General features: G+C 58.7%; 21 protein-coding genes. 19 read left to right on the top strand and 2 right to left on the bottom strand.

Annotation, left to right across the window (positions count from 1 at the left end):
• Positions 1–5: 5 nt before the first annotated feature.
• From nuoL to dnaE, 11 genes are all read left to right on the top strand, one after another.
• Positions 6–2,009 carry an NADH-quinone oxidoreductase subunit L gene (nuoL, locus tag SIAM614_RS11695; RefSeq protein ID WP_006934706.1) on the top strand — a complete coding sequence of 668 codons (2,004 nt, stop codon included), beginning with the start codon at positions 6–8 and terminating at the stop codon, positions 2,007–2,009.
• Positions 2,009–3,535: an NADH-quinone oxidoreductase subunit M gene (locus SIAM614_RS11690; protein ID WP_006934705.1), complete on the top strand. Its 1,527-nt coding sequence runs from the start codon at positions 2,009–2,011 to the stop codon at positions 3,533–3,535. Before nuoL ends, SIAM614_RS11690 begins: the two co-directional genes overlap by 1 nt.
• Before the next feature lie 22 nt (positions 3,536–3,557).
• Entirely contained in the window at positions 3,558–4,997 is a 1,440-nt protein-coding gene (gene nuoN, locus SIAM614_RS11685; protein WP_040439924.1) for an NADH-quinone oxidoreductase subunit NuoN, read from the top strand.
• A 62-nt stretch (positions 4,998–5,059) separates the two neighbouring features.
• On the top strand, positions 5,060–5,779 hold the full coding sequence (locus SIAM614_RS11680; protein ID WP_208983962.1) for a biotin--[acetyl-CoA-carboxylase] ligase: 720 nt from the start codon (positions 5,060–5,062) through the stop codon (positions 5,777–5,779).
• A 42-nt stretch (positions 5,780–5,821) separates the two neighbouring features.
• Complete coding sequence (locus tag SIAM614_RS11675) at positions 5,822–7,507, top strand: ribonuclease J (protein WP_006934702.1); 1,686 nt, start codon at positions 5,822–5,824, stop codon at positions 7,505–7,507.
• 45 nt (positions 7,508–7,552) lie between these two features.
• Complete coding sequence (mce, locus tag SIAM614_RS11670) at positions 7,553–7,957, top strand: methylmalonyl-CoA epimerase (protein ID WP_006934701.1); 405 nt, start codon at positions 7,553–7,555, stop codon at positions 7,955–7,957.
• A gap of 3 nt (positions 7,958–7,960) precedes the next feature.
• Positions 7,961–8,251, top strand: a complete 291-nt coding sequence (locus SIAM614_RS11665; protein ID WP_006934700.1) for a DUF1467 family protein — start codon at positions 7,961–7,963, stop codon at positions 8,249–8,251.
• Between the two features lie 562 nt (positions 8,252–8,813).
• Positions 8,814–10,142 (top strand): proline--tRNA ligase, encoded by a 1,329-nt coding sequence (proS, locus tag SIAM614_RS11660; protein ID WP_006934699.1) that lies wholly within the window; start codon positions 8,814–8,816, stop codon positions 10,140–10,142.
• 124 nt (positions 10,143–10,266) lie between these two features.
• Positions 10,267–11,571: a lipoprotein-releasing ABC transporter permease subunit gene (locus SIAM614_RS11655; protein WP_006934698.1), complete on the top strand. Its 1,305-nt coding sequence runs from the start codon at positions 10,267–10,269 to the stop codon at positions 11,569–11,571.
• An 11-nt stretch (positions 11,572–11,582) separates the two neighbouring features.
• The gene (locus SIAM614_RS11650; protein ID WP_006934697.1) at positions 11,583–12,299 is read left to right on the top strand and encodes an ABC transporter ATP-binding protein; all 717 of its coding nucleotides are present in this window, start codon (positions 11,583–11,585) and stop codon (positions 12,297–12,299) included.
• Positions 12,300–12,807: 508 nt separating this feature from the next.
• Positions 12,808–16,311 carry a DNA polymerase III subunit alpha gene (gene dnaE, locus SIAM614_RS11640; RefSeq protein ID WP_081455234.1) on the top strand — a complete coding sequence of 1,168 codons (3,504 nt, stop codon included), beginning with the start codon at positions 12,808–12,810 and terminating at the stop codon, positions 16,309–16,311.
• A 73-nt stretch (positions 16,312–16,384) separates the two neighbouring features.
• Here the strand turns inward: dnaE and SIAM614_RS11635 are convergent, their stop codons facing one another.
• Together SIAM614_RS11635 and SIAM614_RS11630 are read right to left on the bottom strand one after the other, a co-directional pair.
• A complete protein-coding gene (locus tag SIAM614_RS11635; RefSeq protein WP_040439918.1) occupies positions 16,385–17,563 on the bottom strand; it encodes an MFS transporter in 1,179 nt (392 codons plus the stop codon).
• Between the two features lie 149 nt (positions 17,564–17,712).
• Positions 17,713–18,114 (bottom strand): VOC family protein, encoded by a 402-nt coding sequence (locus SIAM614_RS11630; RefSeq protein WP_006934693.1) that lies wholly within the window; start codon positions 18,112–18,114, stop codon positions 17,713–17,715.
• 78 nt (positions 18,115–18,192) lie between these two features.
• Here SIAM614_RS11630 and SIAM614_RS32435 point away from each other — a divergent pair, with 78 nt between their 5' ends.
• The 8 genes from SIAM614_RS32435 to SIAM614_RS11590 all read left to right on the top strand — a co-directional run bounded on the left by SIAM614_RS32435 (position 18,193) and on the right by SIAM614_RS11590 (position 24,837).
• The gene (locus SIAM614_RS32435; protein ID WP_006934692.1) at positions 18,193–18,387 is read left to right on the top strand and encodes a hypothetical protein; all 195 of its coding nucleotides are present in this window, start codon (positions 18,193–18,195) and stop codon (positions 18,385–18,387) included.
• A gap of 239 nt (positions 18,388–18,626) precedes the next feature.
• Positions 18,627–19,427: a 30S ribosomal protein S2 gene (gene rpsB / locus SIAM614_RS11620; protein ID WP_040439916.1), complete on the top strand. Its 801-nt coding sequence runs from the start codon at positions 18,627–18,629 to the stop codon at positions 19,425–19,427.
• Positions 19,428–19,571: 144 nt separating this feature from the next.
• Positions 19,572–20,489 carry a translation elongation factor Ts gene (gene tsf / locus SIAM614_RS11615; RefSeq protein ID WP_006934690.1) on the top strand — a complete coding sequence of 306 codons (918 nt, stop codon included), beginning with the start codon at positions 19,572–19,574 and terminating at the stop codon, positions 20,487–20,489.
• Positions 20,490–20,557: 68 nt separating this feature from the next.
• On the top strand, positions 20,558–21,277 hold the full coding sequence (gene pyrH / locus SIAM614_RS11610; protein WP_006934689.1) for a UMP kinase: 720 nt from the start codon (positions 20,558–20,560) through the stop codon (positions 21,275–21,277).
• Positions 21,278–21,388: 111 nt separating this feature from the next.
• The gene (gene frr, locus SIAM614_RS11605) at positions 21,389–21,952 is read left to right on the top strand and encodes a ribosome recycling factor (RefSeq protein ID WP_006934688.1); all 564 of its coding nucleotides are present in this window, start codon (positions 21,389–21,391) and stop codon (positions 21,950–21,952) included.
• A 31-nt stretch (positions 21,953–21,983) separates the two neighbouring features.
• Complete coding sequence (locus SIAM614_RS11600; RefSeq protein WP_006934687.1) at positions 21,984–22,751, top strand: isoprenyl transferase; 768 nt, start codon at positions 21,984–21,986, stop codon at positions 22,749–22,751.
• Positions 22,752–22,766: 15 nt separating this feature from the next.
• Complete coding sequence (locus tag SIAM614_RS11595) at positions 22,767–23,609, top strand: phosphatidate cytidylyltransferase (protein ID WP_006934686.1); 843 nt, start codon at positions 22,767–22,769, stop codon at positions 23,607–23,609.
• A gap of 16 nt (positions 23,610–23,625) precedes the next feature.
• Positions 23,626–24,837 carry a 1-deoxy-D-xylulose-5-phosphate reductoisomerase gene (locus tag SIAM614_RS11590; RefSeq protein ID WP_006934685.1) on the top strand — a complete coding sequence of 404 codons (1,212 nt, stop codon included), beginning with the start codon at positions 23,626–23,628 and terminating at the stop codon, positions 24,835–24,837.
• Positions 24,838–24,897 lie beyond the last annotated feature (60 nt).

The raw sequence follows: 24,897 nt of genomic DNA, 5'->3' as shown, positions 1-24,897 counted from the left end.
AGCTGATGTATTCCGCAATCCTGTTCCTGCCGCTGATCGGCTTCCTGATCGCCGGTCTTTTCGGCCGCGCCATCGGTGCCAAAGCCAGTGAATATATTACCAGTGGTCTGCTGATCATTGCGGCGCTGCTGTCCTGGATCACCTTCTTCGGGTTCTGGCTTGGCGGCTCCGAAATGCAGATTGTCGATCTGTTCCGCTGGATCGATGCCGGTGACCTGAAGGTTTCCTGGTCCATCCGGGTCGACACGCTGACCGCCGTGATGCTGATCGTGGTCACCACGGTCTCCGCGCTCGTGCATGTCTATTCCATCGGCTACATGCATCACGACCCGCACCGGCCACGCTTTTTTGCCTATCTGTCGCTGTTCACCTTCGCGATGCTGTCGCTGGTAACGGCCGACAACCTGTTGCAGATGTTCTTCGGCTGGGAAGGCGTGGGCCTTGCCTCTTACCTTCTGATCGGCTTCTGGTACCAGAAACCGTCCGCAAACGCCGCCGCGATCAAGGCATTCGTCGTCAACCGCGTTGGTGACTTCGGTTTTGCGCTCGGAATTTTCGGCGTCTTCTATCTGTTCCAGAGCATCGAATTCACGACCATCTTCAACGATGCGCCGTCCTTCATTCAGGAGCACGGCGAAGTGATGACCTTCCTCGGTTATCATCTTGATCCGCATGGTGCGATGACGGTCGTCTGCCTGCTGCTCTTCATGGGGGCCATGGGCAAGTCGGCTCAGTTCCTGCTGCACACCTGGCTGCCGGACGCGATGGAAGGCCCGACACCGGTGTCCGCGCTTATCCACGCGGCGACCATGGTGACGGCGGGTGTCTTCATGGTGGCGCGCCTGTCGCCGCTGATGGAACTCTCGCACACTGCGCTGACAGTCATCGTCTTCTTCGGAGCGACGACGGCCTTCTTCGCCGCGACCGTCGGTCTGGTGCAGAACGACATCAAGCGCGTGATTGCCTATTCGACCTGTTCGCAGCTCGGCTACATGTTCGTCGCACTTGGTGTCGGGGCATACTCCATCGGTATCTTCCACCTGTTCACGCACGCCTTCTTCAAGGCGCTCCTGTTCCTTTGCGCCGGTTCGGTGATCCACGCCGTTTCCGACGAGCAGGACATGCGCAAGATGGGGGGCCTTCGGAAGCATATTCCGATTACCTACTGGACGATGATGATCGGCACGCTGGCCCTGACGGGTGTCGGCATTCCGTTCACCCATATCGGTTTCGCCGGCTTCATTTCCAAGGACGCGATCATCGAGGCTGCCTTTGCCGGCTCCACGGGCGAACACGCCAATCCGATGGCCCTTTATGGCTTCTGGATGACCGTGATCGCCGCTGCGCTGACGTCGTTCTACTCCTGGCGTCTGACATTCATGACCTTCCACGGCAAGCCGCGTGCACCTGTCGATGTCATGAAGCACGTGCATGAATCGCCGCTGGTGATGACCGTGCCGCTGTTCGTCCTGTCCATCGGTGCCGTTCTTGCGGGCATGGTCTTCTACGGTTCGTTCTACGGCGAAGGCTATGCGGAGTTCTGGAAGGGGGCGCTGTTCAACAGTGAAACCAACCACATCCTGCATGCCATGCACGAAGTTCCTGGCTGGGTGAAGGTATCGCCGTTCGTGATGATGGTTCTGGGTTTCCTGGTGGCCTACCAGTTCTACATCCGCTCGCCGGAAATGCCGAAGCAGCTCGCAGAGCGCCATTCCGGCCTCTATCAGTTCCTGCTCAACAAGTGGTACTTCGACGAGCTCTATAACTTCATCTTTATCCGTCCTGCCATGTGGCTCGGCCGGGTCCTCTGGAAGAAGGGCGATGGCACCGTGATTGACGGTTATGGCCCGAACGGCGTTGCCGCCCGTGTCCAGAACGTGACCGCTTGGGTCGTCCGCCTGCAGACCGGATATCTCTATCACTATGCATTTGCGATGCTGATCGGTGTGGCTGCGCTTATCACCTGGTCGATGTTCACCGGTGCGGGCACCGGCGGGGGTGCACACTAATGATTGACTGGCCAATTCTGTCACTCACGACGTTCTTGCCGCTGCTGGGCGTGCTCTTCATTCTCCTGGTTCCGGGCAATGACGAGGGCAGCAAGAAGAACATCCGGATGGTCGCTCTGGTGACCACCTCGGTGACCTTCCTTCTGTCGCTGTTTATCTGGGGCAATTTCGACTACGCCAATTCCGGTTTCCAGTTCGTGGAACACCGCGAATGGCTGGGCAGCAACATCAGCTACCGCATGGGTGTCGACGGTATTTCCGTCCTCTTCGTGATCCTGACCACCTTCCTGATGCCGTTCTGCATTCTGGCCTCCTGGGACAGCGTACAGAAGCGGGTGAAGGAATACATGATTGCCTTCCTCGTTCTGGAAACGCTGATGATCGGCGTCTTCTGTGCGCTGGATCTGGTCGTGTTCTACGTCTTCTTCGAAGCGGGCCTCATTCCGATGTTCCTGATCATCGGCGTGTGGGGCGGCGCGCGCAGGGTCTATGCATCCTACAAGTTCTTCCTCTACACGCTGCTCGGCTCCGTTCTGATGCTGATCGCGATCATGGCGATGTACTGGAACGCCGGCACCACCAACATCGAAGAGTTGCTGGTGCATCAGTTCCCGGCCGGAATGCAAACCTGGCTCTGGCTGGCTTTCTTTGCGAGCTTTGCCGTGAAGATGCCGATGTGGCCGGTGCATACCTGGTTGCCGGACGCACACGTGGAAGCACCGACCGCCGGTTCCGTCATTCTGGCGGGCGTGCTCCTGAAGCTCGGCGGTTACGGCTTCCTGCGCTTCTCGCTGCCGATGTTCCCGCTTGCCTCCGACATGTTTGCACCTTTCGTGTTCACGCTGTCGGTAGTGGCGATCATCTACACGTCTCTGGTGGCGCTCGCCCAGGAGGACATCAAGAAGCTGATCGCCTATTCATCGGTTGCGCACATGGGCTATGTTACCATGGGTATCTTCACGATGACCGAACAGGGCGTGCAGGGCGGTATCTTCCAGATGCTTTCCCACGGCATTGTCTCCGGCGCGCTCTTCCTTTGCGTCGGCGTCATCTACGACCGGATGCATACGCGTGACATCACCGCCTATGGCGGCCTGGTCAACCGGATGCCGAAGTATGCGGTCGCCTTCCTGATCTTCACCATGGCCAACGTCGGCCTGCCGGGTACGTCCGGGTTCGTCGGTGAAATCCTGACGCTGATGGGTGCGTTCCAGGTCAACTCCTGGGTAGCTTTCTTTGCGACCACCGGTGTTATCCTGTCTGCCGCCTATGCGCTTTACCTCTACCGCCGTGTCGTTTTCGGTGCGCTGGAAAAGGAAAGCCTCAAGTCGATCCTCGACCTGAACCTCAGGGAAAAGGTCATCCTGGTCCCCATGATCATCCTGACCATCTTCTTCGGCTTCTATCCGATGGCGATCCTGGATGTGACCCAGGGGGCAGTCGACAATCTCATCAATCAATACACCGCGGCGCTCGACGCGGCTGGCATTGTCCAGCACGCAGCGTCCGCCGCCGTGGCCCACTAGGTTTCGAGGACGAGACAGAGCTATGTCTGAATTGACCCTATTGCCAGATCTCAAGCCGGTTCTGCCGGAGATCATCCTGGCCCTCGGAGCCATGGTGCTGCTGATGATCGGCGCCTTCGGCGGCAAGCGTGTCAGCTATGCCGTCTTCGGCGGAGCAATGGGCCTGCTCGGCGGTACCTTCCTGGTGCTTCTGTTCGTGCCGGCCTTTGGCGAAACCTTCGGCGGTTCCTTCATTCTGGATGATTTCGCCTATCTGCTCAAATTGCTGGTGCTGGCGGGTTCGTTCTTCGCCATCGCCATGTCCTGGGCCTATGCCAAGAGCCAGTCGTTCGACCATTTCGAGTATCCGATCCTGATCGTTCTGGCGACGCTCGGCATGATGCTGATGCTGTCGGCCAACGACATGATCGCGCTTTATCTCGGTCTGGAACTGCAGAGCCTCGCGCTCTACGTTGTTGCCGCCATCAACAGGGACAGCGTGCGCTCGACAGAGGCCGGCCTGAAGTATTTCGTGCTGGGTGCCCTGTCGTCGGGCATGCTGCTCTACGGCATGTCGCTGGTCTACGGCTTTTCCGGCCAGATCGCTTTCGACGGTATTGCAGAGGCGCTGTCGCACGACGGAGCGTCCATCGGTCTTGTGATCGGCCTGACCTTCATTCTTGCCGGCCTCGCCTTCAAGATCTCTGCGGTGCCGTTCCACATGTGGACACCGGATGTCTATGAGGGGGCACCGACGCCGGTCACCGCTTTCCTGGCAGCCGCACCGAAAGTCGCTGCGATGGGCATGCTCGTCCGGATCGTGATCGAAGCGTTCCAGCCAGTCACCAACGACTGGCAGCAGATCATCGTGTTCGTGTCGATTGCGTCCATGGTGCTCGGTGCCTTTGCAGCCATCGGGCAGCACAACCTGAAACGACTGATGGCCTATTCGTCCATCGGTCACATGGGTTATGCGCTGGTCGGTCTGGCTGCTGGCACCCAGACGGGTGTTGAAGGCGTCATCTTCTACATGATCGCCTATATGGGCATGACGCTTGGCGTCTTCGCCTGCATCCTGTCCATGCGCCGCAAGGATGGCATGGTCGAGGAGGTCAGCGATCTTGCCGGCCTGTCTCAGACCAACCTGCCGATGGCAATCCTGCTGGGCCTCTTGATGTTCTCGCTCGCCGGTATCCCGCCGCTGGTCGGTTTCTTCGGCAAGTGGTACGTCTTCAGCGCAGCTGTCGAAGCCGGTCTGTTCCCGCTGGCCGTGATCGGCGTGGTCGCGTCTGTTGTGGGGGCCTATTATTACCTGCGTATCGTCAAGGTGATGTTCTTTGACGAGCCGGTCGAAGGCTTCGAGGCCATGCCGATGGAGCTGCGGGTTGTGCTCGGTCTGTCGAGCCTGTTCGTGATCTTCTTCTGGCTGGCTCCCGGGCAGATCGTCGGCGCGGCAAGCACTGCTGCACAGTCGCTCTTCTGACCGACCGTATGAGGAGTTATGGATATGAACGTCCGGCGCCCGGTGCGCCGGATTTTCGCTTTGTGGAGCTTGAAACTGCCAGCTCCACAAATTCGCTATGTTTCGACCGGGCGCGGCAAGGCGATGCCGGGCGATTGTGGATCCGGGCTGATGAGCAGACCTCCGGGCGTGGTCGGCGCGGGCGCGACTGGTCCTCGCCGAAAGGCAACCTGTTCGCAAGCCTGCTCTTGGTCGACCCCAAACCGGCCGAACGGATCGGCGAATTGCCGCTTGCTGCGGCCGTCGCCCTTGCTGAAGCCGTTGACAAAGCTGCCGGCACACTGCAACTGGTAAGCCTTAAGTGGCCGAACGACCTGCTTGTTGACGGTTCGAAACTGTCCGGCATTCTGCTTGAGGCTGAAACACTGGCGGATGGACGCCAGGCAGTCGTCCTCGGTTTCGGTGTGAATTGTGTTTCCCACCCGCCGTTGTCCCTGTACCAGGCGACAGATCTGAGGAGCCTGGGCTATCAGGTTACGGCTCAGCGGTTGTTCGAATGTCTGGCGGAGGCGCTTGCGGACAATCTGTCCCGCTGGCAGCAACCAGATGGGTTTGATGGAATTCGCCGTGCCTGGCTGAAACGGGCGGCACATCTGGGCAAGACCATAACGGTTCGAACCGCCCAGGAAGAAATTACCGGCACTTTTGCCGATCTGGATGCGCGCGGACACCTGGTCTTGAAGCAGGACGGTGGCGGTGCGCGCACGATTTATGCGGGCGATGTGTTTTTGCCTGGTGCCTGAGCGCCGGGCCGTCGCTCGATCTGACGTTTAAAGGAGCAATTCATGGCTTCGGCCAAGAACAAGAACAACAACAACGATATCGTATTTCTGCCGTTGGGCGGGGTTGGCGAAATCGGCATGAACCTCGGACTTTACGGCTACGGGCCGGAAGACGACCGGACATGGCTCATCGTCGACTGCGGTGTAAGTTTCGCCGGTCCGGAACTTCCGGGCATCGATGTAGTCGTCCCGGATATCAAGTTTCTGGAAGATGAAGTCGACAATATCGCCGGCATGGTCATCACCCATGCCCATGAGGACCACTACGGTGGCATCCTGCACCTATGGCCCTTCCTGAAGGTTCCTGTCTACGCGACGGCCTTCACGGCCGGTCTGCTCGCTGCGAAGACGGAAAGCGAGCCGGGGGCTGAAGAGGTTCCCGTGACGGTGGTCAAGCAGGGCGAGCGCCACAAGATCGGTCCATTCGATGTCGAATTTGTCGCGATGGCGCACTCCATTCCCGAGCCTTGCGCTCTGGCGATCCGTACTCCGGCCGGAATGGTGCTGCACACAGGTGACTGGAAGATCGACAGGACACCGGGCGTCGGGCTTCCGATCGACCTTGACCGGCTTGCGGAACTCGGCCGCGAAGGGGTGATGGCGCTAGTCTGCGACAGCACGAACGCAATCCGCGATGGGGTCAGCCCAAGCGAGGCGGATGTTGCTGTCGAACTCAGAAAGGTGATGGCCAAGGCGAGCAAGCGCATCGCGGTCACCACCTTTGCTTCCAACGTTGCCCGTATCCGGGCCATCGCGGAAGCTGCCGCTGCCAATGATCGCGACATGGTGATTGTCGGCCGCTCGATGCACCGGGTGATCGAGGTTGCCGGAGAACTGGGCTATCTGGACGGATTGAAGCCTTTCCACGATGAAGAAGCTTATGGCTATCTGCCGCGTGAAAAGACGGTGCTGCTTTGTACCGGGTCCCAAGGGGAAGCAAGGGCTGCACTTGCCAGGATCGCGGCCGGTGACCATCGCAATATCGCGCTGTCGAAGGGCGATATGGTGATCTTCTCATCCCGCACCATCCCGGGAAATGAAAAAGCCGTCGGAGAAGTGCTGAACAACCTTGCCGACAAGGATGTCGACATCGTCACCGACCGGGATGCACTTGTGCATGTCTCCGGTCACCCGCGCCGCGGCGAACTGGAACAGCTTTACAAGCTGCTCCAGCCGAAAGTCGTACTTCCCGTTCACGGTGAACCGTTGCATCTTGCCGCTCAAGCTGCGTTTGCGAAGGGCCTTGGAGTGCCTGAAGTGGTGCGCGGCAAGAACGGGGACATCATCCGGCTGAGTGCAGGCCGTGCCGGTATCATCGACGAGGCTCCGTCGGGCATTCTGGTGAAAGACGGCGACATTCTGGACGATCCGGAAGTCACCGGTGTCAAGGAACGGCGCAAGCTGTCCTTCGCAGGTGCTGCCGTGATCGCGCTGGTGGTCAACCGGGCAGGGGAACTGCTCGACGACCCCAATGTCGCGCTGCTGGGCTTGCCGGACACGGACGATGAAGGCGATCCGATGGAGGATATCGTCATCAAGGCCGTAAGGGGCGCTGTGACCAGCATCCCGAAGAGCCGGCGCAAGGACAAGGATCTGGTTGCCGAGGCTGCGCGCCGTGCGGCTAGATCCGAGATCCAGAACGTCTGGGGCAAAAAGACGCTCTGCAAGGTGATGGTGACCCAACTATAGTCCTCACGGCGGCCCGGGGGGCCGCCGGCAGCGGAGGTTTGTCAAATGATCGGACGGCTCAATCATGTCGCCATTGCGGTTTCGGATATCGAAGCGGCAACGGCAGTTTACCGGGACACTCTCGGGGCAGAGGTTTCAGCCAGGGAAGAGCAGCCGGATCACGGTGTCAGCACGGTGTTTATCAACCTGCCGAATACCAAGATCGAGCTGCTCGAACCGCTTGGCGAAAATTCTCCCATTGCAAAGTTCCTGGAAAAGAATCCGTCCGGTGGCATTCACCACGTCTGCTACGAGGTTGACGACATCATTGCCGCGCGTGACAAGCTGCTGGCAGACGGCGCCAGGGTACTTGGCGATGGTGAACCGAAGATCGGGGCGCACGGCAAGCCTGTGCTGTTTCTCCATCCCAAGGACTTTCTTGGCACGTTGACCGAACTGGAAGAGGCTTAACTCATGTCCATCGCGTTTGGCATGGCCATCTACTTCATGCTCTGGTGGATTATTCTGTTCGCCATTCTGCCGTTCGGCTTGCGCCGGACGCAGGAGGAAGCGGGCGAGGTTGTACCTGGCTCCGAGCCGAGCGCTCCGGACCGGCCGCATTTCAGCCGGGTCATTTTCCTCACCACAGTCGTGACAACGGTGGTCTTTGCCGCCTATCTCGGTTTGCGCAGCTCAGGATATGGGCTCGATGACATACCGTTCCTGAACCCGCCCACAGGCAGCTATAGCCACCCGTCGAACTGACGGGTGCACTGGCCGGACCGTTTTGCGTCTGGCTCTTTGACTATTCAAGTTTTCCGATAGGAAAAGGGTGGCAAGACTGCAAAGAAAAAAGGCAGAGCCAAGCTCTGCCTTTGAAAAGTTCCGCGTCTAAATTCGACCCTGTACCCTTACCATCCGGTATTCCCGTATGGCTGGGCGGCTGCTAACCAAAAGGTGCGCCTGAGGGTCCTTCCTCCCAAGACTCAGACCGCGATGTCCTTGAGCCTCTTGGCATTTCTGCCAAGGCATCTTTTTGTTATGAAGATGGAAACTAGCGGATAGATTCAGTCTTGTCACCTATTTGTCGTGCACAGGCTATTTTTTATGCTTGCCTATTTCCTTAGCGGTAATTCGTACCGAGGCCCTGGATCCGAAACCGGCTAAAATTTAGACGGCAAACCGCGGCCATTGCCTGCGTTCATGCGCTATTTTGCCCTCATTTCTGTATAAGGCAGCCCTGTCTGCGCAAAGGACTTGTATTTGGTGGCAGCTTGCGCTTTGACTGCGCACAAAACAGGCGATGCCCTAGATTGAGAGAACATTCATGCGTCTTTCCCGTTATTTCCTGCCCATCTTGAAAGAAACACCCAAGGAAGCGGAAATCGTGTCCCACCGGCTGATGCTGCGTGCCGGCATGATTCGTCAGCAGTCCGCCGGAATCTATTCCTGGTTGCCGCTGGGGTTGAAGGTCCTGCGCAAGATTGAACGGATCGTGGAAGAAGAACAGGCCAGGGCAGGGGCCATTCAACTGCTGATGCCGACAATTCAGTCTGCGGACCTGTGGCGGGAAAGCGGCCGCTATGATGCCTATGGCAAGGAGATGCTGCGCATCACCGACCGTCATGAGCGGGATATGCTGTTCGGGCCGACCAACGAGGAGATGATCACCGACATCTTCCGTGGGTACGTGCGTTCCTACAAGGACCTGCCGCTGAACCTCTATCACATTCAGTGGAAGTTCCGCGACGAGGTGCGCCCGCGCTTCGGTGTCATGCGTGGCCGGGAATTCCTGATGAAGGATGCCTATTCCTTCGATCTGGACAAGGAATCGGCCCGTCACGCCTATAACCGGATGTTTGTTGCCTACCTGCGCACCTTTGCCCGGATGGGGCTGAAGGCGATCCCGATGAAGGCCGACACCGGGCCGATCGGCGGCGACATGAGCCATGAGTTCATCATTCTGGCCGAAACCGGCGAAAGCGAAGTGTTCTGCGACAAGTCGCTGCTGGAGCTGCCGACGCCTGCAGAAGACACGGATTTCTTCTCCGATCTGACGCCGATCGTGACCGAGTGGACGACGCCCTATGCGGCGACAGACGAAATGCACGACGAAGCCGCATTCGGAGCGCTGCCTGAAGATACCCGCGTTTCGGCACGGGGTATCGAAGTGGGGCACATCTTCTACTTCGGAACCAAGTATTCCGATGCGATGGGTGCCAAGGTTGCGACCGCAGAAGGTACGGAAGTGCCGGTCCACATGGGCTCTTACGGTGTGGGCGTATCGCGCCTTCTTGGCGCCTTGATCGAAGCCAATCATGACGAGAACGGAATCGTCTGGCCGAAATCCGTCGCACCGTTCCATGTGGGGCTGGTGAACCTGAAACCGGGGGACGAGCTGACGGATCCGGTGTGTGAAGATCTCTATGCCAAGTTCGAAGCCGCGGGCATCGAGGTTCTTTACGACGATACGGACACGCGGGCCGGTGCGAAGTTCGCGACGATGGATCTGATCGGCTTGCCGTTCCAGGTCGTTGCCGGGCCGCGCGGCCTGAAGGACGGATTGCTGGAGGTCAAGGACCGGGCAACTGGGGAAAAGGAAATGCTTTCTCCGGAAGCCACCTTGAACAAGCTGACGGCGGCATTGACGGACTAACCAAGTCCGGTGATCCTCTGTGTGGGGATTCGGCCGTGGCGTTCCGCTGCGGCCAGCCGGTCTGCCGGGGCAACTTCGCTCGCAGGCTGCGCTGAATTTGGGGCTGTGCTGAACTGGATGGACAATGACAGCGGTAGATACGGCGGACATTGACGACGGTCGCAAACCGGCAGCCCCAACGCGTGCTTTTTCCGCATTTGAATGGATGATCGCAGGCCGCTATCTGCGGTCCAGGCGGCGTGAGACGTTCATCTCCGTCATTGCAGGTTTTTCGTTCGCCGGCATCATGCTGGGCGTGGCGACGCTGATCATCGTGATGGCTGTGATGAACGGCTTCCGGACCGAGCTTCTCGGCAAGATCCTCGGTATCAATGGGCATATGTTGGTTCAACCGATCGATCAGCCGCTGACGGACTATGATGCGGTTTCCGCCCGGCTCCAGGGCGTGCCGGAGGTTGTCAGTGCGATTCCTTTCGTCGAAGGACAGGCACTGGTCTCCGGGCCTGCGGGAAATTTCGGGGCTCTCGTGCGTGGTCTTCACGAAAGTGATCTGCGCCGGGTGCCGCTGATTGCGAACAATGTCCGCTCGGGCTCACTGGATGGCTTCGATGCCGGCGAAGGCGTTGCCATCGGATCGCGCATGGCGCAGCAGCTGGGCATTTCACTTGGCGACAATGTTACGATCATTTCGCCGCGTGGCAGCGTGACTCCCATGGGAGTGACCCCGCGGTTGAAGGCTTATCCGGTTACCGCCATCTTTGAAATCGGCATGAGCGAATACGACGCGACCTTCCTGTTCATGCCGATGGAAGAATCGCAGGCCTATTTCAATATGGACGGCAAGGCGACCGGTATCGAGGTCTATGTGGCGGACCCGGACAGGGTCGGTGCCATGAAGAGCATGATCGAGGAAGCTGCGGACCGCCCGACGTTCGTGACCGACTGGCGCCAGCGCAATGTGACGTTCTTTTCAGCTCTGGAAGTCGAGCGCAATGTGATGTTCATCATCCTGACGCTGATCGTTCTGGTGGCCGCGCTCAACATCATTTCCGGCATGATCATGCTGGTGAAGGACAAGGGCAAGGACATTGCCATTTTGAGAACCATGGGGGCGACGCGCGGCTCGATCATGCGCGTTTTCCTGATTACCGGTGCCAGCATCGGTTTTGTCGGAACGTTCGCCGGTTTCTTTCTGGGGCTTCTGGTTTGCCTCAATATCGAGTCTATCCGTCAGTTCGTATCCTGGATGACGAGGACCGAACTTTTCGATCCGACGCTTTACTTTCTGTCTCAGTTGCCGGCTGAAATAGACTCAGGCGAGACAATAACCGTGCTCATCATGGCTCTTGTGCTGTCGCTTCTGGCGACGGTTTATCCGGCCTGGCGGGCAGCGCGGCTCGATCCTGTCGAAGCCCTCAGATATGAATAGGGAGACGGGAGATGAACATGGCCGTTGACCCCAACCAGACCCCTGGACTGGCACCCGCTGCCCTGCATCTTTCGGGCATCACCCGCAGTTTCGATGAGGGGGATCGCGAACTTCATATTCTGAACGGTGCCAACTTGCGCATCGAGGCAGGTGAGATGGTGGCCCTGGTCGCCCCCTCCGGAACCGGCAAATCGACCCTCTTGCATATCGCCGGTCTGCTGGAACGGCCTGACGACGGCGATGTGTTTCTGGGACCGGTCAACTGTTCAGATCTGTCGGATGAGGAGCGGACTGCCATCCGGCGCAATGACATCGGGTTTGTTTATCAGTTTCATCACCTGCTGCCGGAGTTTACTGCGCAGGAAAACGTGATGATGCCGCAGATGATCCGTGGTCTTTCGCGAAAGGTGGCGGCAGAACGCGCGGACGAGCTTCTGAAATACATGCGCCTCGGCGAACGTGGCAGCCATCGCCCGTCGGAGCTTTCAGGCGGGGAGCAGCAGCGGGTGGCCGTTGCCCGCGCGGTGGCCAACGCCCCGCGGATACTGCTGCTTGACGAGCCTACGGGAAACCTGGATCCCAATACTGCAGGGTATGTATTCGACGCCTTGCAGGCTTTGGTGCGGGCGTCCGGCGTTGCAACGCTCTTTGCGACCCACAATCTTGAACTGGCAGGTCGAATGGACAGGGCAATCACGCTCTCCGATGGTCTCGTCAAGGATCTCTAGCTTTTCCCCATCTGATCACTGACGTCAAAAATTTCCTCTGCAACTCTGTCTGAACGGTCGTCTGCAGTTGCAGCCACGATGGAGAACAAAGCGAAAACCCGAAGTTTTCAGCAAATTTGATTTGTCTGATGGCAAGAGGAACAAAAAGGGCTTGCAAAAGGAACAAAGATGGAACATCATCCAATTACGCAATGAGCCAAGGTTGGAGGGTGTGATGATCCATATCGCTCGTGATTTTGCCGCTTTCGGTGCAATGGTTTGTTTTTGTACGACGCTCGCCGTCTGGGGTGATGTGCTGCTCTCCGTCGGGTGACCCTTTCTTCCTTCATGAGTGCCGTGCCTGCTGCTAGTGCCGGTGCGCGTTCTTTGTGAGCCGGGCCTTGGGCCGCCTAAGGGTGGCGAGGTGAGGGGCAAAGAACAGCGGGAACAACTCTCTTGGCGTCTCGACAGGCAATTCCGAACGCGCTTCACTTGAGCGCTGATTCTGGAAGATGCTAAGAGAGCCGCCATGTCTGGTACAGATCCCAATATTTCTCGATCTTCCGGTTTGGCAGGAGATGCCGGCGACGGTTCAGGTGGTCCGGGCTACGTCCATCTTCGGGTCCATTCCGCCTTGTCGCTTCTGGAAGGCGCCTTGCCGATCAAGAAGCTTCTGGACCTCGCCAAGGCCGATGATCAGCCGGCGCTGGCCATTGCCGACACCAACAATCTGTTCGGGGCGCAGGAATTTGCGACCAAGGCTTGGGGGGCTGGTATTCAGCCAATTGCCGCCTGCCAGCTTTCCGTGTTTTTCGACGATGGTCTGGAGAGCGGGCGGCGAGGCGAGCCCGCGCTATCGGATGTCGTGCTGCTTGCCATGACAGAAGCCGGTTACGGCAATCTGATGGAGTTGAGCTCTCGCGCCTTTCTCGATACGGAAACCGGCCTGAGGCCGCATGTTTCCTCCGGCTATCTTCTTTCCAAATCCGAAGGCGTTATCGTCCTCACCGGTGGCGTCGGCGGGCCGATTGGGGCTGCGCTCCTTGCCGGACGCAAGGATCTTGCAAAAAGCCGGCTTCAGACGCTGGCGGATCGTTTTCAAGGCCGCTGCTACGTGGAAATCCAGCGCCACGGCATGGAAGCGGAGCGCAAGACGGAAGACGCCTTTCTGGATCTGGCCTATGAACACGGGCTGCCGCTGGTTGCCACCAACGAAGCTTTCTTTCCCAGACGCGAAGACTATGAGGCGCACGACGCCCTGATCTGCATTTCCGAAGGCAGGGTGCTGATCGAGGATGACCGCAGACGCCTGACGCCGGAACACTACTTCAAGAGCCGTGCCGAAATGTGCGCGCTTTTCGCGGATTTGCCGGAAGCGCTTGAATCAACGGTTGAGATCGCCCGTCGCTGCAGCTTCCGTCCACTGAAACGAGCTCCGATTCTGCCGCGCTTTGCGGGCGCTGACGCGGATCCGGAAGAGGCTGAAAAGGCAGAGGCGGAAGAGCTGATCCGCCAGGCCCGCGAGGGGTTGCGCGCACGTCTAGATGTGCATGGATTGGCGCCGGGCCTTGAGGAGAAGGACTACTGGGACCGTCTCGACTACGAGACCGGTATCATCGAGCGCATGAAGTTCCCCGGTTACTTCCTGATCGTTGCGGACTTCATCAAATGGGCCAAGGCGCAGGACATTCCGGTCGGGCCGGGTCGTGGTTCGGGGGCAGGGTCCCTTGTTGCCTGGTCCCTGACGATTACCGATCTTGATCCCATGCGGTTCTCGCTGCTTTTCGAACGCTTCCTCAATCCCGAACGCGTGTCGATGCCTGACTTCGACATCGACTTCTGCCAGACCCGGCGTGAAGAAGTCATTCGCTATGTGCAGGAGAAATACGGCCGTCAGCAGGTGGCGCAGATCATCACGTTCGGTTCGCTTCAGGCCCGCGCGGTGTTGCGCGACGTCGGGCGCGTTCTGCAGATGCCCTACGGCCAGGTCGACCGGCTCTGCAAGCTCGTGCCTGCCAACCCCGCGAACCCGGTAACGCTCGGTCAGGCGATCGAGGAAGAACCGCGTCTGCGCGAGGCGGCGAAGGAAGAGGAAATCGTCGAGCGCCTGCTGGGCATGGCCCAGAAGCTCGAGGGCCTTTATCGGCACGCGTCCACGCACGCGGCGGGCGTCGTCATTGGCGACAGGCCGCTGGAACAGCTCGTGCCGCTCTACCGAGACCCGCGTTCGGACATGCCGGTCGCCCAGTTCAACATGAAGATGGTGGAAGAAGCCGGGCTTGTTAAGTTCGACTTCCTCGGCCTGAAGACGCTGACGGTTATCGACACGGCGGTGAAGCTGATCGAGCGGCGCGGTATCGACGTCGACGTGGCGGCCTTGCCGATCGACGACGAAAAAACCTACCAGCTCCTGGCACGCGGCGAAACGTTCGGCGTGTTCCAGCTGGAAAGTCAGGGCATGCGCCGGGCCATTGCCGGCATGAAACCGGACCGCTTTGAAGACATCATTGCGCTGGTGGCGCTGTATCGCCCCGGACCGATGGAGAACATTCCGGTCTACAACGCGGTGAAGCACGGCGAACAGGATCCGGACTGCCTGCATCCGCTGCTCGAACCGATCCTGATGGAGACGAACGGCATCATCGTCTACCAGGAGCAGGTGATGCAGATCGCGCAGGTTCTGTCCGGCTACTCTCTCGGAGAAGCTGACCTTCTGCGCCGCGCCATGGGCAAGAAGATTGCCGCGGAAATGGAAGTCCAGCGGGCACGCTTTGTCGACGGTGCAGTGGAGCGCGGCATCAACAAGAGCCATGCCGGAACGATCTTCGACCTTGTGGCGAAGTTCGCCAACTACGGCTTCAACAAGTCGCACGCCGCAGCTTATGCGCTGGTTTCTTATCATACCGCCTGGCTGAAGGCGAACCACCCGGTCGAGTTCATGGCAGCTTCCATGACGCTGGATCTCGGGAATACCGAAAAGCTCGGCGACTACCGGCAGGAAGCCCGGCGCATGAAGATCGAGATCGAACCGCCTTCAATCAACCGGGGGCAGGTCTATTTCGATGTCGCCGACGGCAAGATCCTTTACGCCATGGGCGCCATCAAGGGGGTTGGCGAGCAGGCAGTCGAACATATCGTCGAGGTTCGCGGCGACAAGCCATTCAAGAGCCTTGGCGATTTTGCCCGGCGTATCTCGCCCAAAGCACTTAACAAGCGCACGCTTGAAAACCTGGTGGCGGCCGGTGCCTTCGATGAGCTGGAGCCGAACCGGGCGCGGGTCTTTGAAGGCCTGGACCGGATCATGGGTCTGGCGCAGCGCACGGAAGAAAACAAGACGCTCGGCCAGGATGAGCTTTTTGGCGGCTGCGACAGCGAAGAGCCCTTGCAGCTTGACGAGGTTCACGGCTGGACCAACGAGGAAAAGCTTCAGCGGGAGCATTCCGCCATCGGCTTTTATCTGTCTGCCCACCCGATTGACGAATACGCCGCCGTCCTGGAGAAGATGCGGGTTCAGCCGTGGAGCCAGTTTTCCGAAGCGGTCAAGAAGGGGGCTTCCCATGGCCGCCTTGCAGGGACTGTAGTCTCCATGCAGGAACGCAAGACCAAGACCGGAAATCGCATGGGGATCGTCCGACTTTCCGACGCGACGGGCCAATATGAAGCGCTGCTCTTCCGGGAGAAACTCGAACAGTTCCGTGATGCCCTGCAGGCGGGGCGGTCCGTGGTGGTGCTTGTTGGTGCCGACATGCGTGACGATGAGCCGTCCCTCAGGATCGAGCAGGTCGATCCGATCGACCAGATGGCAGCCCGCCTGCAGAAAAGCATGCGCGTCTTTGTTCGCGACGAGCGCCCAATCCCGAGCCTTGCCAAGCAGTTGCAGGTGAGGGGGGAAGGCGATGTGACGGTGATCGTTCTTCTGGAAAACGGTGCACGGGAAGTGGAAGTCAAGCTTCCGGGGCGTTTCCGTCTATCTCCGGAAATTGCCGGGGCACTGAAGGCGGTGCCGGGCGTCACCGACGTTCAGGTGGCCTGAAGCGGCTGAAAGCACCTTTTCTAAAGTTAGAGTGAGGTATGCTTGCAGTGGTGGAGCCCTATGAGTTTTTCAGTCAATAGGTTTGCCCGGCAGTTTTCTGACCTTGCATCCTTTTCAGGTAACACAGGGTCAGGAGCGCAACGGCACTTATGGCCGCCAAAAGGCTCAAGACAGACGTCGGGCCGGTATGGACCAGCACCGCGGCGAGAGCGGGCGGGGCAAGCGCGTTGATGAGGTGCATTGGGAGGGCGATCGCAGACATCGCGGCCGCATAGTCTGCCTTGCTGAAAAAGACCAGAGGCATGGTTGCGCGGGCGACCGCAAAGGCACCGCTGCCAAGGCCGAAAAGACAAAGATAAACTGTGATCGTCATCAGGTTTTTTCCGCCCAGGGCAATGGCCAACAAACCGAGCGGAAGGACAATGCCGGAGACGAGCGCGGTTGATAGCCCGTCCCAGTTCCTGCCACCGAGCACGTCAATCAGACGTCCGCCAACCTTGAAGATGCCCAGAAGGGAAGCGACCGCGACGGCGGAGGCAAGGTCGCTGCCGAGCGCACGAAACAGTTCAATACCGATGGCATCAATACCGAAGGTGACGAAACTGTTGAGAGCGATGGCAACAACAACAAGTATAAAAATCGGTTTGCGAGCGTATCTGATCTTGTCTCCCGTTTCAGTCGTTGCGATTGCCCTAGCGGTGTCAGGCAGCCCCAGATAGAGGGCAGGAGCTACGAGCAAGGTCATGCCGCCTGCATAAATCAGGATCGTCATTCGCCAGCCTGCAACTTCAAACAGAAAAGCCGTCACGGGCCAGAAAACACTGCCCGCAAGTCCGGTAACAAGCATGAGGCTGCCAATCATGCCTCGGGCAGCTTGATCGCCATGTTCTGCAAGGTAGGCATAGGCAGCAGTGGTCAGAAACATGGCCCCTGCAACCCCAACAATTCCCCAACCGAGCAGAAAAAGCTCTGCCGAGGTGCTGCGCGCTACGAGGCAAAGGCTGGCCCCGATCAAGGTCGCGCCGGCAGCCATTGTTCTTCTTGGACCGGAACGGCCGATGAGACGACCCGCCCAGGGAGAAGTGATTCCCATCGCGACGAACATGACAGAGGTACCGAGAAAAACCGTCGCCAGATCTACTCCAAGATCTCTCGAAACCTGAGTGGCGATAACTGGCAAGCTGCTGACGGCGCCCCAGCCAAAAACTTGTGTTACAGCGAGAAGAGAAAAGGCGAGCAAGTGACGGTTCATCTGTCATCACTACCGCCTTTTCTTGACACTTTGATTTCCGCTTTAAATTACTTGCCTGTGTTCGGAACCGGACCGTCGGATGGCGATCGTAGACTGTATCAGTGGTGCCGGGCGTCACCGACGTTCAGGTGGCCTAGGCGGATTTACATCTAAGCCCCGGCTGGCCAGATGATTTCCAGCCGGATGCCGCCGGGCTCTGTGAACATCATGTGTTTGCGTGGGCCGCCGCCGAGAAGTTCCGGCTCGAATTCGATCGTAGTGCCTGGCCAGGTGCGGATCCTGGCCGCAAGATCGAGAAGCTCTTCCTCGCTTTCAACTTCCAGCGCCACGTGGTGCAGGCCGATATTGGTCTTACGGTCGAACTCCGTCATGGGCCGCGTGCGGTCGGCTTGCCAGAGGGTAAAACGGGCCGTGCCGTCCGAAACGGTGGTGCGCGGATAGGCATCGTCGCGCGCCTGCAGTTTCCAACCGAGCAACTCGGTGAAGAAGGCGGTGGTCTGGTCCAGATCCCGGACATTGAGGCCGAGGTGGTTGATGCCTTTGGTGGTCAAGACGAGGCTCCGTGAAAAGTGGCGGGAGTTTATCCATACACGGACGAAGTGATTCCGTCGTCCCGTGTGGGAAGAGCGATGACAGGTGTTCAGCCGACGGTTCTGAACAAACGACTGAAAGAGTTGAAAGAATGCGCACTCGTCGATCATGACGGAAGGGGGTACCTGCTGACCGATCTAGGGCAGGAGCTGTTCGGACTGCTGTCCCCATTCGGTGCATGGTCGCAAAAGTGGTCGCGGACTGTTACTGAAAAGATCGAAGACGGAAAATAGGGCGGAACCGCACCAAGTATGCCGGCGATGCGGGCAAAGGTCTGCAAAGGTGCGAAACCGGCAAGAAAACGAGCCCTTAGGCCTTGAAATAAAATTGCTAGCCCACTATAAGGCGCGCATTCCACACGCAAGGGGCGGAAACCGAGCTTATCGGGATCCTTCCGGTGGCCGCAGGGAAATCCTCTCCGGTCCACATCCTCTTGCGGAGGTTAAACCGGAAAACTCAGGAGATAAGGGCCATGGCATTGCCCGATTTCACCATGCGTCAGCTGCTGGAAGCTGGCGTTCACTTTGGTCACCAGAAGCACCGTTGGAACCCGCGCATGGGTCAGTACATCTTTGGTGTACGCAACGATGTTCACATCATGGACCTGTCCCAGACCGTTCCGCTGCTGCACCAGGCACTCAAGGCCGTGTCCGACACGGTTTCCGGCGGTGGCCGCGTTCTGATCGTCGGTACCAAGCGCCAGGCACAGGAAGCCGTTGCTTCTGCAGCGCGTAACTCCGCTCAATACTATGTCAACGCACGTTGGCTCGGCGGCATGCTGACGAACTGGAAGACCATCTCCCAGTCCATTCAGCGCCTGCGCAAGCTGGAAGAAACCCTGTCTTCCGACGCTGCCAACGCTCTGACCAAGAAAGAGCGTCTGTTCATGGACCGCGAGCGTGAAAAGCTCGAGCGGAACCTTGGCGGTATCAAGGACATGGGCGGTATCCCGGACCTGATCTTCGTGATCGACACCAACCGTGAAGCCATTGCCATCCAGGAAGCCCGTCGTCTGGGTATCCCGGTTGCTGCAATCCTCGATTCCAACTCCAATCCGGAAGGCATCACCTATCCGGTGCCGGGTAACGACGATGCTGGCCGCGCCCTGTCGCTCTACTGCGACCTGATTGCACGTGCTGCCATCGACGGTATCTCCCGTGCACAGGGTGCTTCCGGCATGGACATCGGCGAATCGGAAGAAGCACCGGTTGAAGAAGTTCTTGCCGCAGCTTCTGAAGAAGCTCCGGCTGAAGCAGCAGCTGCCGAGGCTTAAGCCTCTCCTGCCGCGGCTGGACGCGGCAGAATACTGTTGAAATTCGCAAGGCGGGCTGCACTTTGTTGCAGCCCCGTCATAAAGGCGCGGAAAGCCATCGGCTAAACCGTGTCTCATCTGAAACCCCCATGCACGAGGCAATCGATGAGCATTACCGCTGCGATGGTAAAAGAGCTCCGCGAGAAATCCGGCGCTGGCATGATGGACTGCAAGACCGCCCTGACTGAAGCGGGCGGCGATATGGAAGCAGCCGTTGACTGGCTGCGTACCAAAGGTCTGGCCAAGGCTGCCAAGAAGGCTGGCCGTGTGGCTGCTGAAGGTCTGGTCGGTGTTGCCGCTGACGGCAACAAGGCTGCCGTGATCGAACTGAACTCCGAAACCGACTTCGTTGCTCGCAACGAAGGGTTCCAGGAGCTGGTTTCCAACGTTGCCAAGGTCGCCGTCGGCACCGATGGTTCCGTTGAAGCCGTTTCCGCTGCAAATCTCGACGGCAAGCCGGTTGCAGAGGCGATCACCGACGCTATCGCCACGATCGGCGAAAACATGACCCTGCGCCGTACCGCGGTTTTGGCCGTGAACGAAGGCGTTGTTGCGACCTATGTTCACAGTGCCGTTTCCGACGGTCTGGGCAAGATCGGCGTTCTGGTGGCTCTGGAATCTGCTGGTGACAAGGACAAGCTGAATGGTCTCGGCCGTCAGATTGCCATGCACGTTGCTGCAACCAGCCCGCTGGCTCTGAACACCGATGAGTTGGATCCGACTGTTGTCGAGCGTGAGAAGTCTGTCTTCTCCGAACAGGCACGCGAATCCGGCAAGCCGGAAAACATCATTGAAAAAATGGTGGAAGGCCGTTTGCGCAAATTCTACGAGGAAGTTACCCTCGTGAAGCAGGCCTTCGTGATCAACCCGGATCAGACGGTTGAGCAGGCCGTAGAGGCGCTCGCGAAAGAAATCGGCGCCGAAGTCAAACTTACCGGCTTTGTCCGCTTCGCCATCGGCGAGGGGATCGAGAAGGAAGAGCAAGACTTCGCCGCAGAGGTGGCAGCAGCCACCGGGCAGTAAGCTCAAGGAAAAGCGCCGGCAAGTCCGGCGCTTTTTTTTTAGAAAGACATTTTAAAAAGGGTGCACCCATGACGAATTCCTTGCGCTGGAAACGGATCCTTCTGAAACTCTCCGGCGAGGCCCTGATGGGATCGCAGGCTTTTGGAATTGACCCGGCCATTGTGCAAAGGATCGCCAAGGAAATCGCCGACGCAGTGGCTCTTGGAGCCCAGGTCGGCGTTGTCGTCGGTGGTGGCAACATCTTCCGCGGTGTCGCCGTTGCCGCCAAGGGTGGCAACCGCGTGACCGGCGACCACATGGGCATGCTGGCAACCATCATGAACAGCCTGACGCTGGCGGACGCTCTGCGTCGCCTGAAAGTCAACGCCCGTGTTCTGTCCGCTGTCTCGGTGCCCTCGATCTGCGAGACCTTCTCTCAGCGTGTCGCCGACCGCTACATGGAAGACGGCGATGTGATCATCTTTGCGGGTGGTACCGGCAACCCATTCTTCACCACGGACAGTGGCGCGGCACTGCGGGCTGCCGAGATGAAATGCGACGCTTTCCTGAAGGGGACGCAGGTGGATGGCGTCTATTCGGAAGACCCGAAGGTAAACCCGGACGCAGAGCGCTACGAGACGCTCGGTTATGACGAAATCATAACCCGGAACCTGAAAGTCATGGACACCACGGCCATTGCCCTGGCACGCGACAATTCCATTCCTGTCATCGTGTTTTCCATTCATACGCCCGGCGCCCTCGTCAGCGTGCTTCAGGAAACCGGCACCTACACTGTCGTGGGTGACTGAAAGTTTTAAGAACCAATCCCGGTTCAAGCTCTTGTGTTTCGGTGCGTTTATGCCATGTTGGCGCGCGCCGAGACTCTATTCAGCCAAGCACAAAACAACAGTGAGGATAAAATGTCGGTAGAAGGTGTGGACCTTGATGATCTGAAGCGCCGTATGCAGGGAGCCTTGTCGGTTCTGAAAACGGAATTTGCCGGTCTGCGCACCGGCCGCGCGTCTTCGTCCATGATGGATCCGATTACCGTTGAAGCCTATGGCCAGTCCATGCCGATCAACCAGGTAGCCACCGTCTCCGTGCCCGAACCTCGTATGCTGGCAGTTCAGGTCTGGGACAAGAGCATGGTATCGGCCGTCGAAAAGGCGATACGTGAATCCAACCTCGGCCTGAACCCGGTTGTAGACGGCATGCTGCTGCGTTTGCCGATTCCCGAGCTCAACCAGGAACGCCGCCAGGAACTTATCAAGGTGGCTCACAAATACGCTGAACAGGCGAAGGTATCTATCCGTCATGTCCGCCGTGATGGCATGGACGCCGCCAAAAAGGCGGAAAAAGACGGTGACATTTCCCAGGACGACAGCCGGGTTGCCTCCGACGAAGTGCAGAAGCTGACCGATCAGATGATTGCGGAAGTCGACAGCATGCTGGAGAAAAAAGAGCAGGAAATTTCCCAGGTCTGATCGACCTGGGGAGTGTGAGTTGGGGGAGCAAATGAGCGTCAGCCCGGACCGCAACCTGCATGCACCTGCTGCGGATGAAACCGGTGCGAAAATGCCCCGCCATGTTGCCTTCATCATGGATGGCAACGGGCGATGGGCAACCGCGCGCGGTTTGCCGCGAACCGAAGGTCACCGGCAGGGACTTGCCGCGCTGCGCAAGGTCATCCGTCATGCTGGCCGTGTCGGTATCGAAACCATCACGATCTACAGCTTCTCCTCTGAAAACTGGAATCGCCCCCAGGCGGAAGTGTCCTTCCTGATGGGGCTGCTGCGCCGTTTCGTGCAGCGCGATCTCAGCGAGCTTCACGAAGCCAATGTGCGTATCCGTATCATTGGCGGGCGCAGCGACCTGGAGCCGGGGATCCTGGCGCTTCTCAACGAGGCTGAAGACCTGACCCGTCACAACACGGGCCTCAATCTGGTGGTTGCTTTCAACTATGGTGCACGTTCGGAAATCGTTCGGGCGGCACAGGAGCTGGCAGAAAAGGTTCAGGCTGGGAAAATGCAGCCGGCCGACATCACCGAAGACGCGATTACGGCGGCGCTGGACACATCCGGGCTGCCGGACCCGGATCTCATAATTCGCACGAGTGGCGAAATGCGCCTGTCAAATTTCCTTCTTTGGCAGGCAGCCTATTCCGAATTCTATTTTTGTGATCTTTATTGGCCGGACTTTGATGAAGCGGCCTTCGACAAGGCTTTGAGCTGCTTCTGCAGCCGCGAGCGCCGGTATGGCGGCCTTGACGCCAAGGCAAACTGACCTCCGGCTCGAGCAATGGCAGAACCCGACCAGCACCCTAAAAAACTGTCCGACCTTCGCCTCAGGTTTCTTTCGGCTCTCGTTCTGGGCCCGCTTGTTCTGCTGATAACATATCTTGGCGGTCTTCCCTTTGCCGCGCTGACGCTGGCTGCAACCGGTCTGTTTCTCTGGGAGTGGTTTTCGATCACAGGAACCCCGGCAAAAACGGCAGGTGCCCTGACCGGTTTCGTCACGCTTTTGGCAATCGCAACCCTTTGCGTAACCGGGCATCCGGGCCTTGGTCTAGCGGCAATGGTATTGGGCGCTTTCATTGCCTACGCTGTGGGGGGCTTTTCGAAGACCGGCCGGTGGGCAATCGAAGGGATCGCCTATAGCGGGCTTGCCCTGTTTTCTCTGCTTGCGCTTCGCGAAGGCAGCGAAGGACTGCTGGTGGCGTTTTTCCTGGTGTTCGTGGTCTGGGCAACGGATATCTTTGCCTATTTTACCGGCCGTGCATTGGGCGGACCCAAGCTCTGGCCACGTGTATCGCCCAAAAAAACCTGGTCCGGCGCCATTGGCGGGCTGGTTCTTGCCACGCTATTCGGCACGGGTGTCGCCCTTGTCGCGAATGCCCAGCACCTGGTGCTTTGGGCATTGCTGGCTGCCGGTCTCTCGGTTGTCTCACAGGCGGGGGATCTTCTGGAATCGGCCATCAAGCGACGGTTCGACGTCAAGGATTCCAGCCGGCTCATTCCCGGACACGGCGGCATCATGGACCGGATCGACGGATTGGTGGCCGCCGCAATCTTCGCCGTGCTGATTGGCCTTCTGGCAGGCGGCAGCCTTGCCGATCCGCTTGCCGGTCTCGGTCTGATCTAAAATTGGAGTAACAGGCATGGCAGCTGCCTCAGCAGCACGCGACCCTGGCGCGAAAACCCGGATCACTGTCCTTGGTGCCACAGGGTCCATCGGCCAGAGCCTGGCGGACCTTATTGAAAGAAATCCGGAGCTCTACGAAGTAGTGGCTCTGGTGTCGAACCGGAATGCCGCAGGTCTCGCCGATATGGCGAAAACGCTGAAAGCGGGTTCGGCGATCCTTGCCGATGAAGCTTGTTATCCGGAGCTCAAGGACCGGCTTTCCGGCACCGGGATTAAGACCGGAGCCGGGGAGGCGGCCGTTCTGGAGGCGGTCGACCAGGATACGGACATCGTCGTCGGTGCCATCGTGGGTGCGGCGGGCTTAAAGCCGACCATGGCCGCTATTCGGTCCGGACGCCGCATCGCACTTGCCAACAAGGAATGCCTGGTTTGCGCAGGCGACCTGTTCATGGAAAAAATCCGGGCAACCGGAGCGGAGCTTTTGCCCGTCGACAGCGAACATAACGCTGTCTTTCAGGTATTTGAAACCGACAAGGCCGACATGGTCGAGAAGGTCATCCTGACGGCCTCGGGAGGGCCTTTCCGGACGCTTTCGAAGGCCGACATGAAAAGGGTAACACCGCAGCAGGCGCTCAAGCATCCGAACTGGGACATGGGCGCGCGCATTACTATCGATAGCGCGACCATGATGAACAAGGGATTCGAGGTGATTGAAGCTTCTCACCTTTTCCCGGTTTCTCATGACCAGCTCGGTGTGCTCGTCCATCCGCAATCGACTGTTCACGGCCTTGTGCAATACAAGGACGGTTCGCTGCTGGCTCAACTCGGCAGTCCGGATATGCGCACGCCGATTGCCCATTGTCTTGCCTTTCCCCGCCGAATGAACGTTCCGGTGAAACGCCTGGACCTTGCCGAACTCGGCACACTTACCTTTGAAGCCGCGGATCTCGACCGGTTCCCGGCGTTGCATCTGGCGCTGGAAGCCATGCGGGCAGGGGGGATGGCACCGGCTGCGCTCAACGCCGCGGACGAAATTGCCGTTGAAGCTTTCCTGACGGGTCGGATCGGTTTCATGGACATTCCGGGTGCCATCGAGACAGTGCTTGAAGCCATGGGGGCAGGAGGACGCTTGCGGGAGGCCACCGATGTGGAGGACGTTCTTGCACTCGACGCCGAAGCGCGGCAGAAAACCGCAGAATGGATCGAGGCGCGACGTTTGGCGTGTTGAAGGCTCTGAAATTTTGGTCTTCGACCATTAACACGCCGTAATTTTCTTTTTAGTACAATG

The organism is Roseibium aggregatum IAM 12614, from assembly GCF_000168975.1.
Taxonomy (GTDB): Bacteria; Pseudomonadota; Alphaproteobacteria; order Rhizobiales; family Stappiaceae; genus Roseibium; species Roseibium aggregatum.
Note: the sequence above shows the minus strand (reverse complement) of the source record. Positions and strands in the feature narration are given on the sequence as shown.

Excerpts from the sequence above, each read along its gene's own strand:
- SIAM614_RS11650 (WP_006934697.1), top strand. The coding sequence starts at position 11,583 with ATGAACATGGCCGTTGACCCCAACCAGACCCCTGGACTGGCACCCGCT.
- SIAM614_RS11665 (WP_006934700.1), top strand. The coding sequence starts at position 7,961 with ATGTCCATCGCGTTTGGCATGGCCATCTACTTCATGCTCTGGTGGATT.
- SIAM614_RS11635 (WP_040439918.1), bottom strand. The coding sequence starts at position 17,563 with ATGAACCGTCACTTGCTCGCCTTTTCTCTTCTCGCTGTAACACAAGTT.
- pyrH (WP_006934689.1), top strand. The coding sequence starts at position 20,558 with ATGACGAATTCCTTGCGCTGGAAACGGATCCTTCTGAAACTCTCCGGC.
- tsf (WP_006934690.1), top strand. The coding sequence starts at position 19,572 with ATGAGCATTACCGCTGCGATGGTAAAAGAGCTCCGCGAGAAATCCGGC.
- frr (WP_006934688.1), top strand. The coding sequence starts at position 21,389 with ATGTCGGTAGAAGGTGTGGACCTTGATGATCTGAAGCGCCGTATGCAG.
- proS (WP_006934699.1), top strand. The coding sequence starts at position 8,814 with ATGCGTCTTTCCCGTTATTTCCTGCCCATCTTGAAAGAAACACCCAAG.
- rpsB (WP_040439916.1), top strand. The coding sequence starts at position 18,627 with ATGGCATTGCCCGATTTCACCATGCGTCAGCTGCTGGAAGCTGGCGTT.
- SIAM614_RS11590 (WP_006934685.1), top strand. The coding sequence starts at position 23,626 with ATGGCAGCTGCCTCAGCAGCACGCGACCCTGGCGCGAAAACCCGGATC.
- dnaE (WP_081455234.1), top strand. The coding sequence starts at position 12,808 with ATGTCTGGTACAGATCCCAATATTTCTCGATCTTCCGGTTTGGCAGGA.
- mce (WP_006934701.1), top strand. The coding sequence starts at position 7,553 with ATGATCGGACGGCTCAATCATGTCGCCATTGCGGTTTCGGATATCGAA.
- SIAM614_RS11600 (WP_006934687.1), top strand. The coding sequence starts at position 21,984 with ATGAGCGTCAGCCCGGACCGCAACCTGCATGCACCTGCTGCGGATGAA.
- nuoL (WP_006934706.1), top strand. The coding sequence starts at position 6 with ATGTATTCCGCAATCCTGTTCCTGCCGCTGATCGGCTTCCTGATCGCC.
- SIAM614_RS32435 (WP_006934692.1), top strand. The coding sequence starts at position 18,193 with ATGACAGGTGTTCAGCCGACGGTTCTGAACAAACGACTGAAAGAGTTG.
- SIAM614_RS11690 (WP_006934705.1), top strand. The coding sequence starts at position 2,009 with ATGATTGACTGGCCAATTCTGTCACTCACGACGTTCTTGCCGCTGCTG.
- nuoN (WP_040439924.1), top strand. The coding sequence starts at position 3,558 with ATGTCTGAATTGACCCTATTGCCAGATCTCAAGCCGGTTCTGCCGGAG.
- SIAM614_RS11655 (WP_006934698.1), top strand. The coding sequence starts at position 10,267 with ATGACAGCGGTAGATACGGCGGACATTGACGACGGTCGCAAACCGGCA.
- SIAM614_RS11675 (WP_006934702.1), top strand. The coding sequence starts at position 5,822 with ATGGCTTCGGCCAAGAACAAGAACAACAACAACGATATCGTATTTCTG.
- SIAM614_RS11595 (WP_006934686.1), top strand. The coding sequence starts at position 22,767 with ATGGCAGAACCCGACCAGCACCCTAAAAAACTGTCCGACCTTCGCCTC.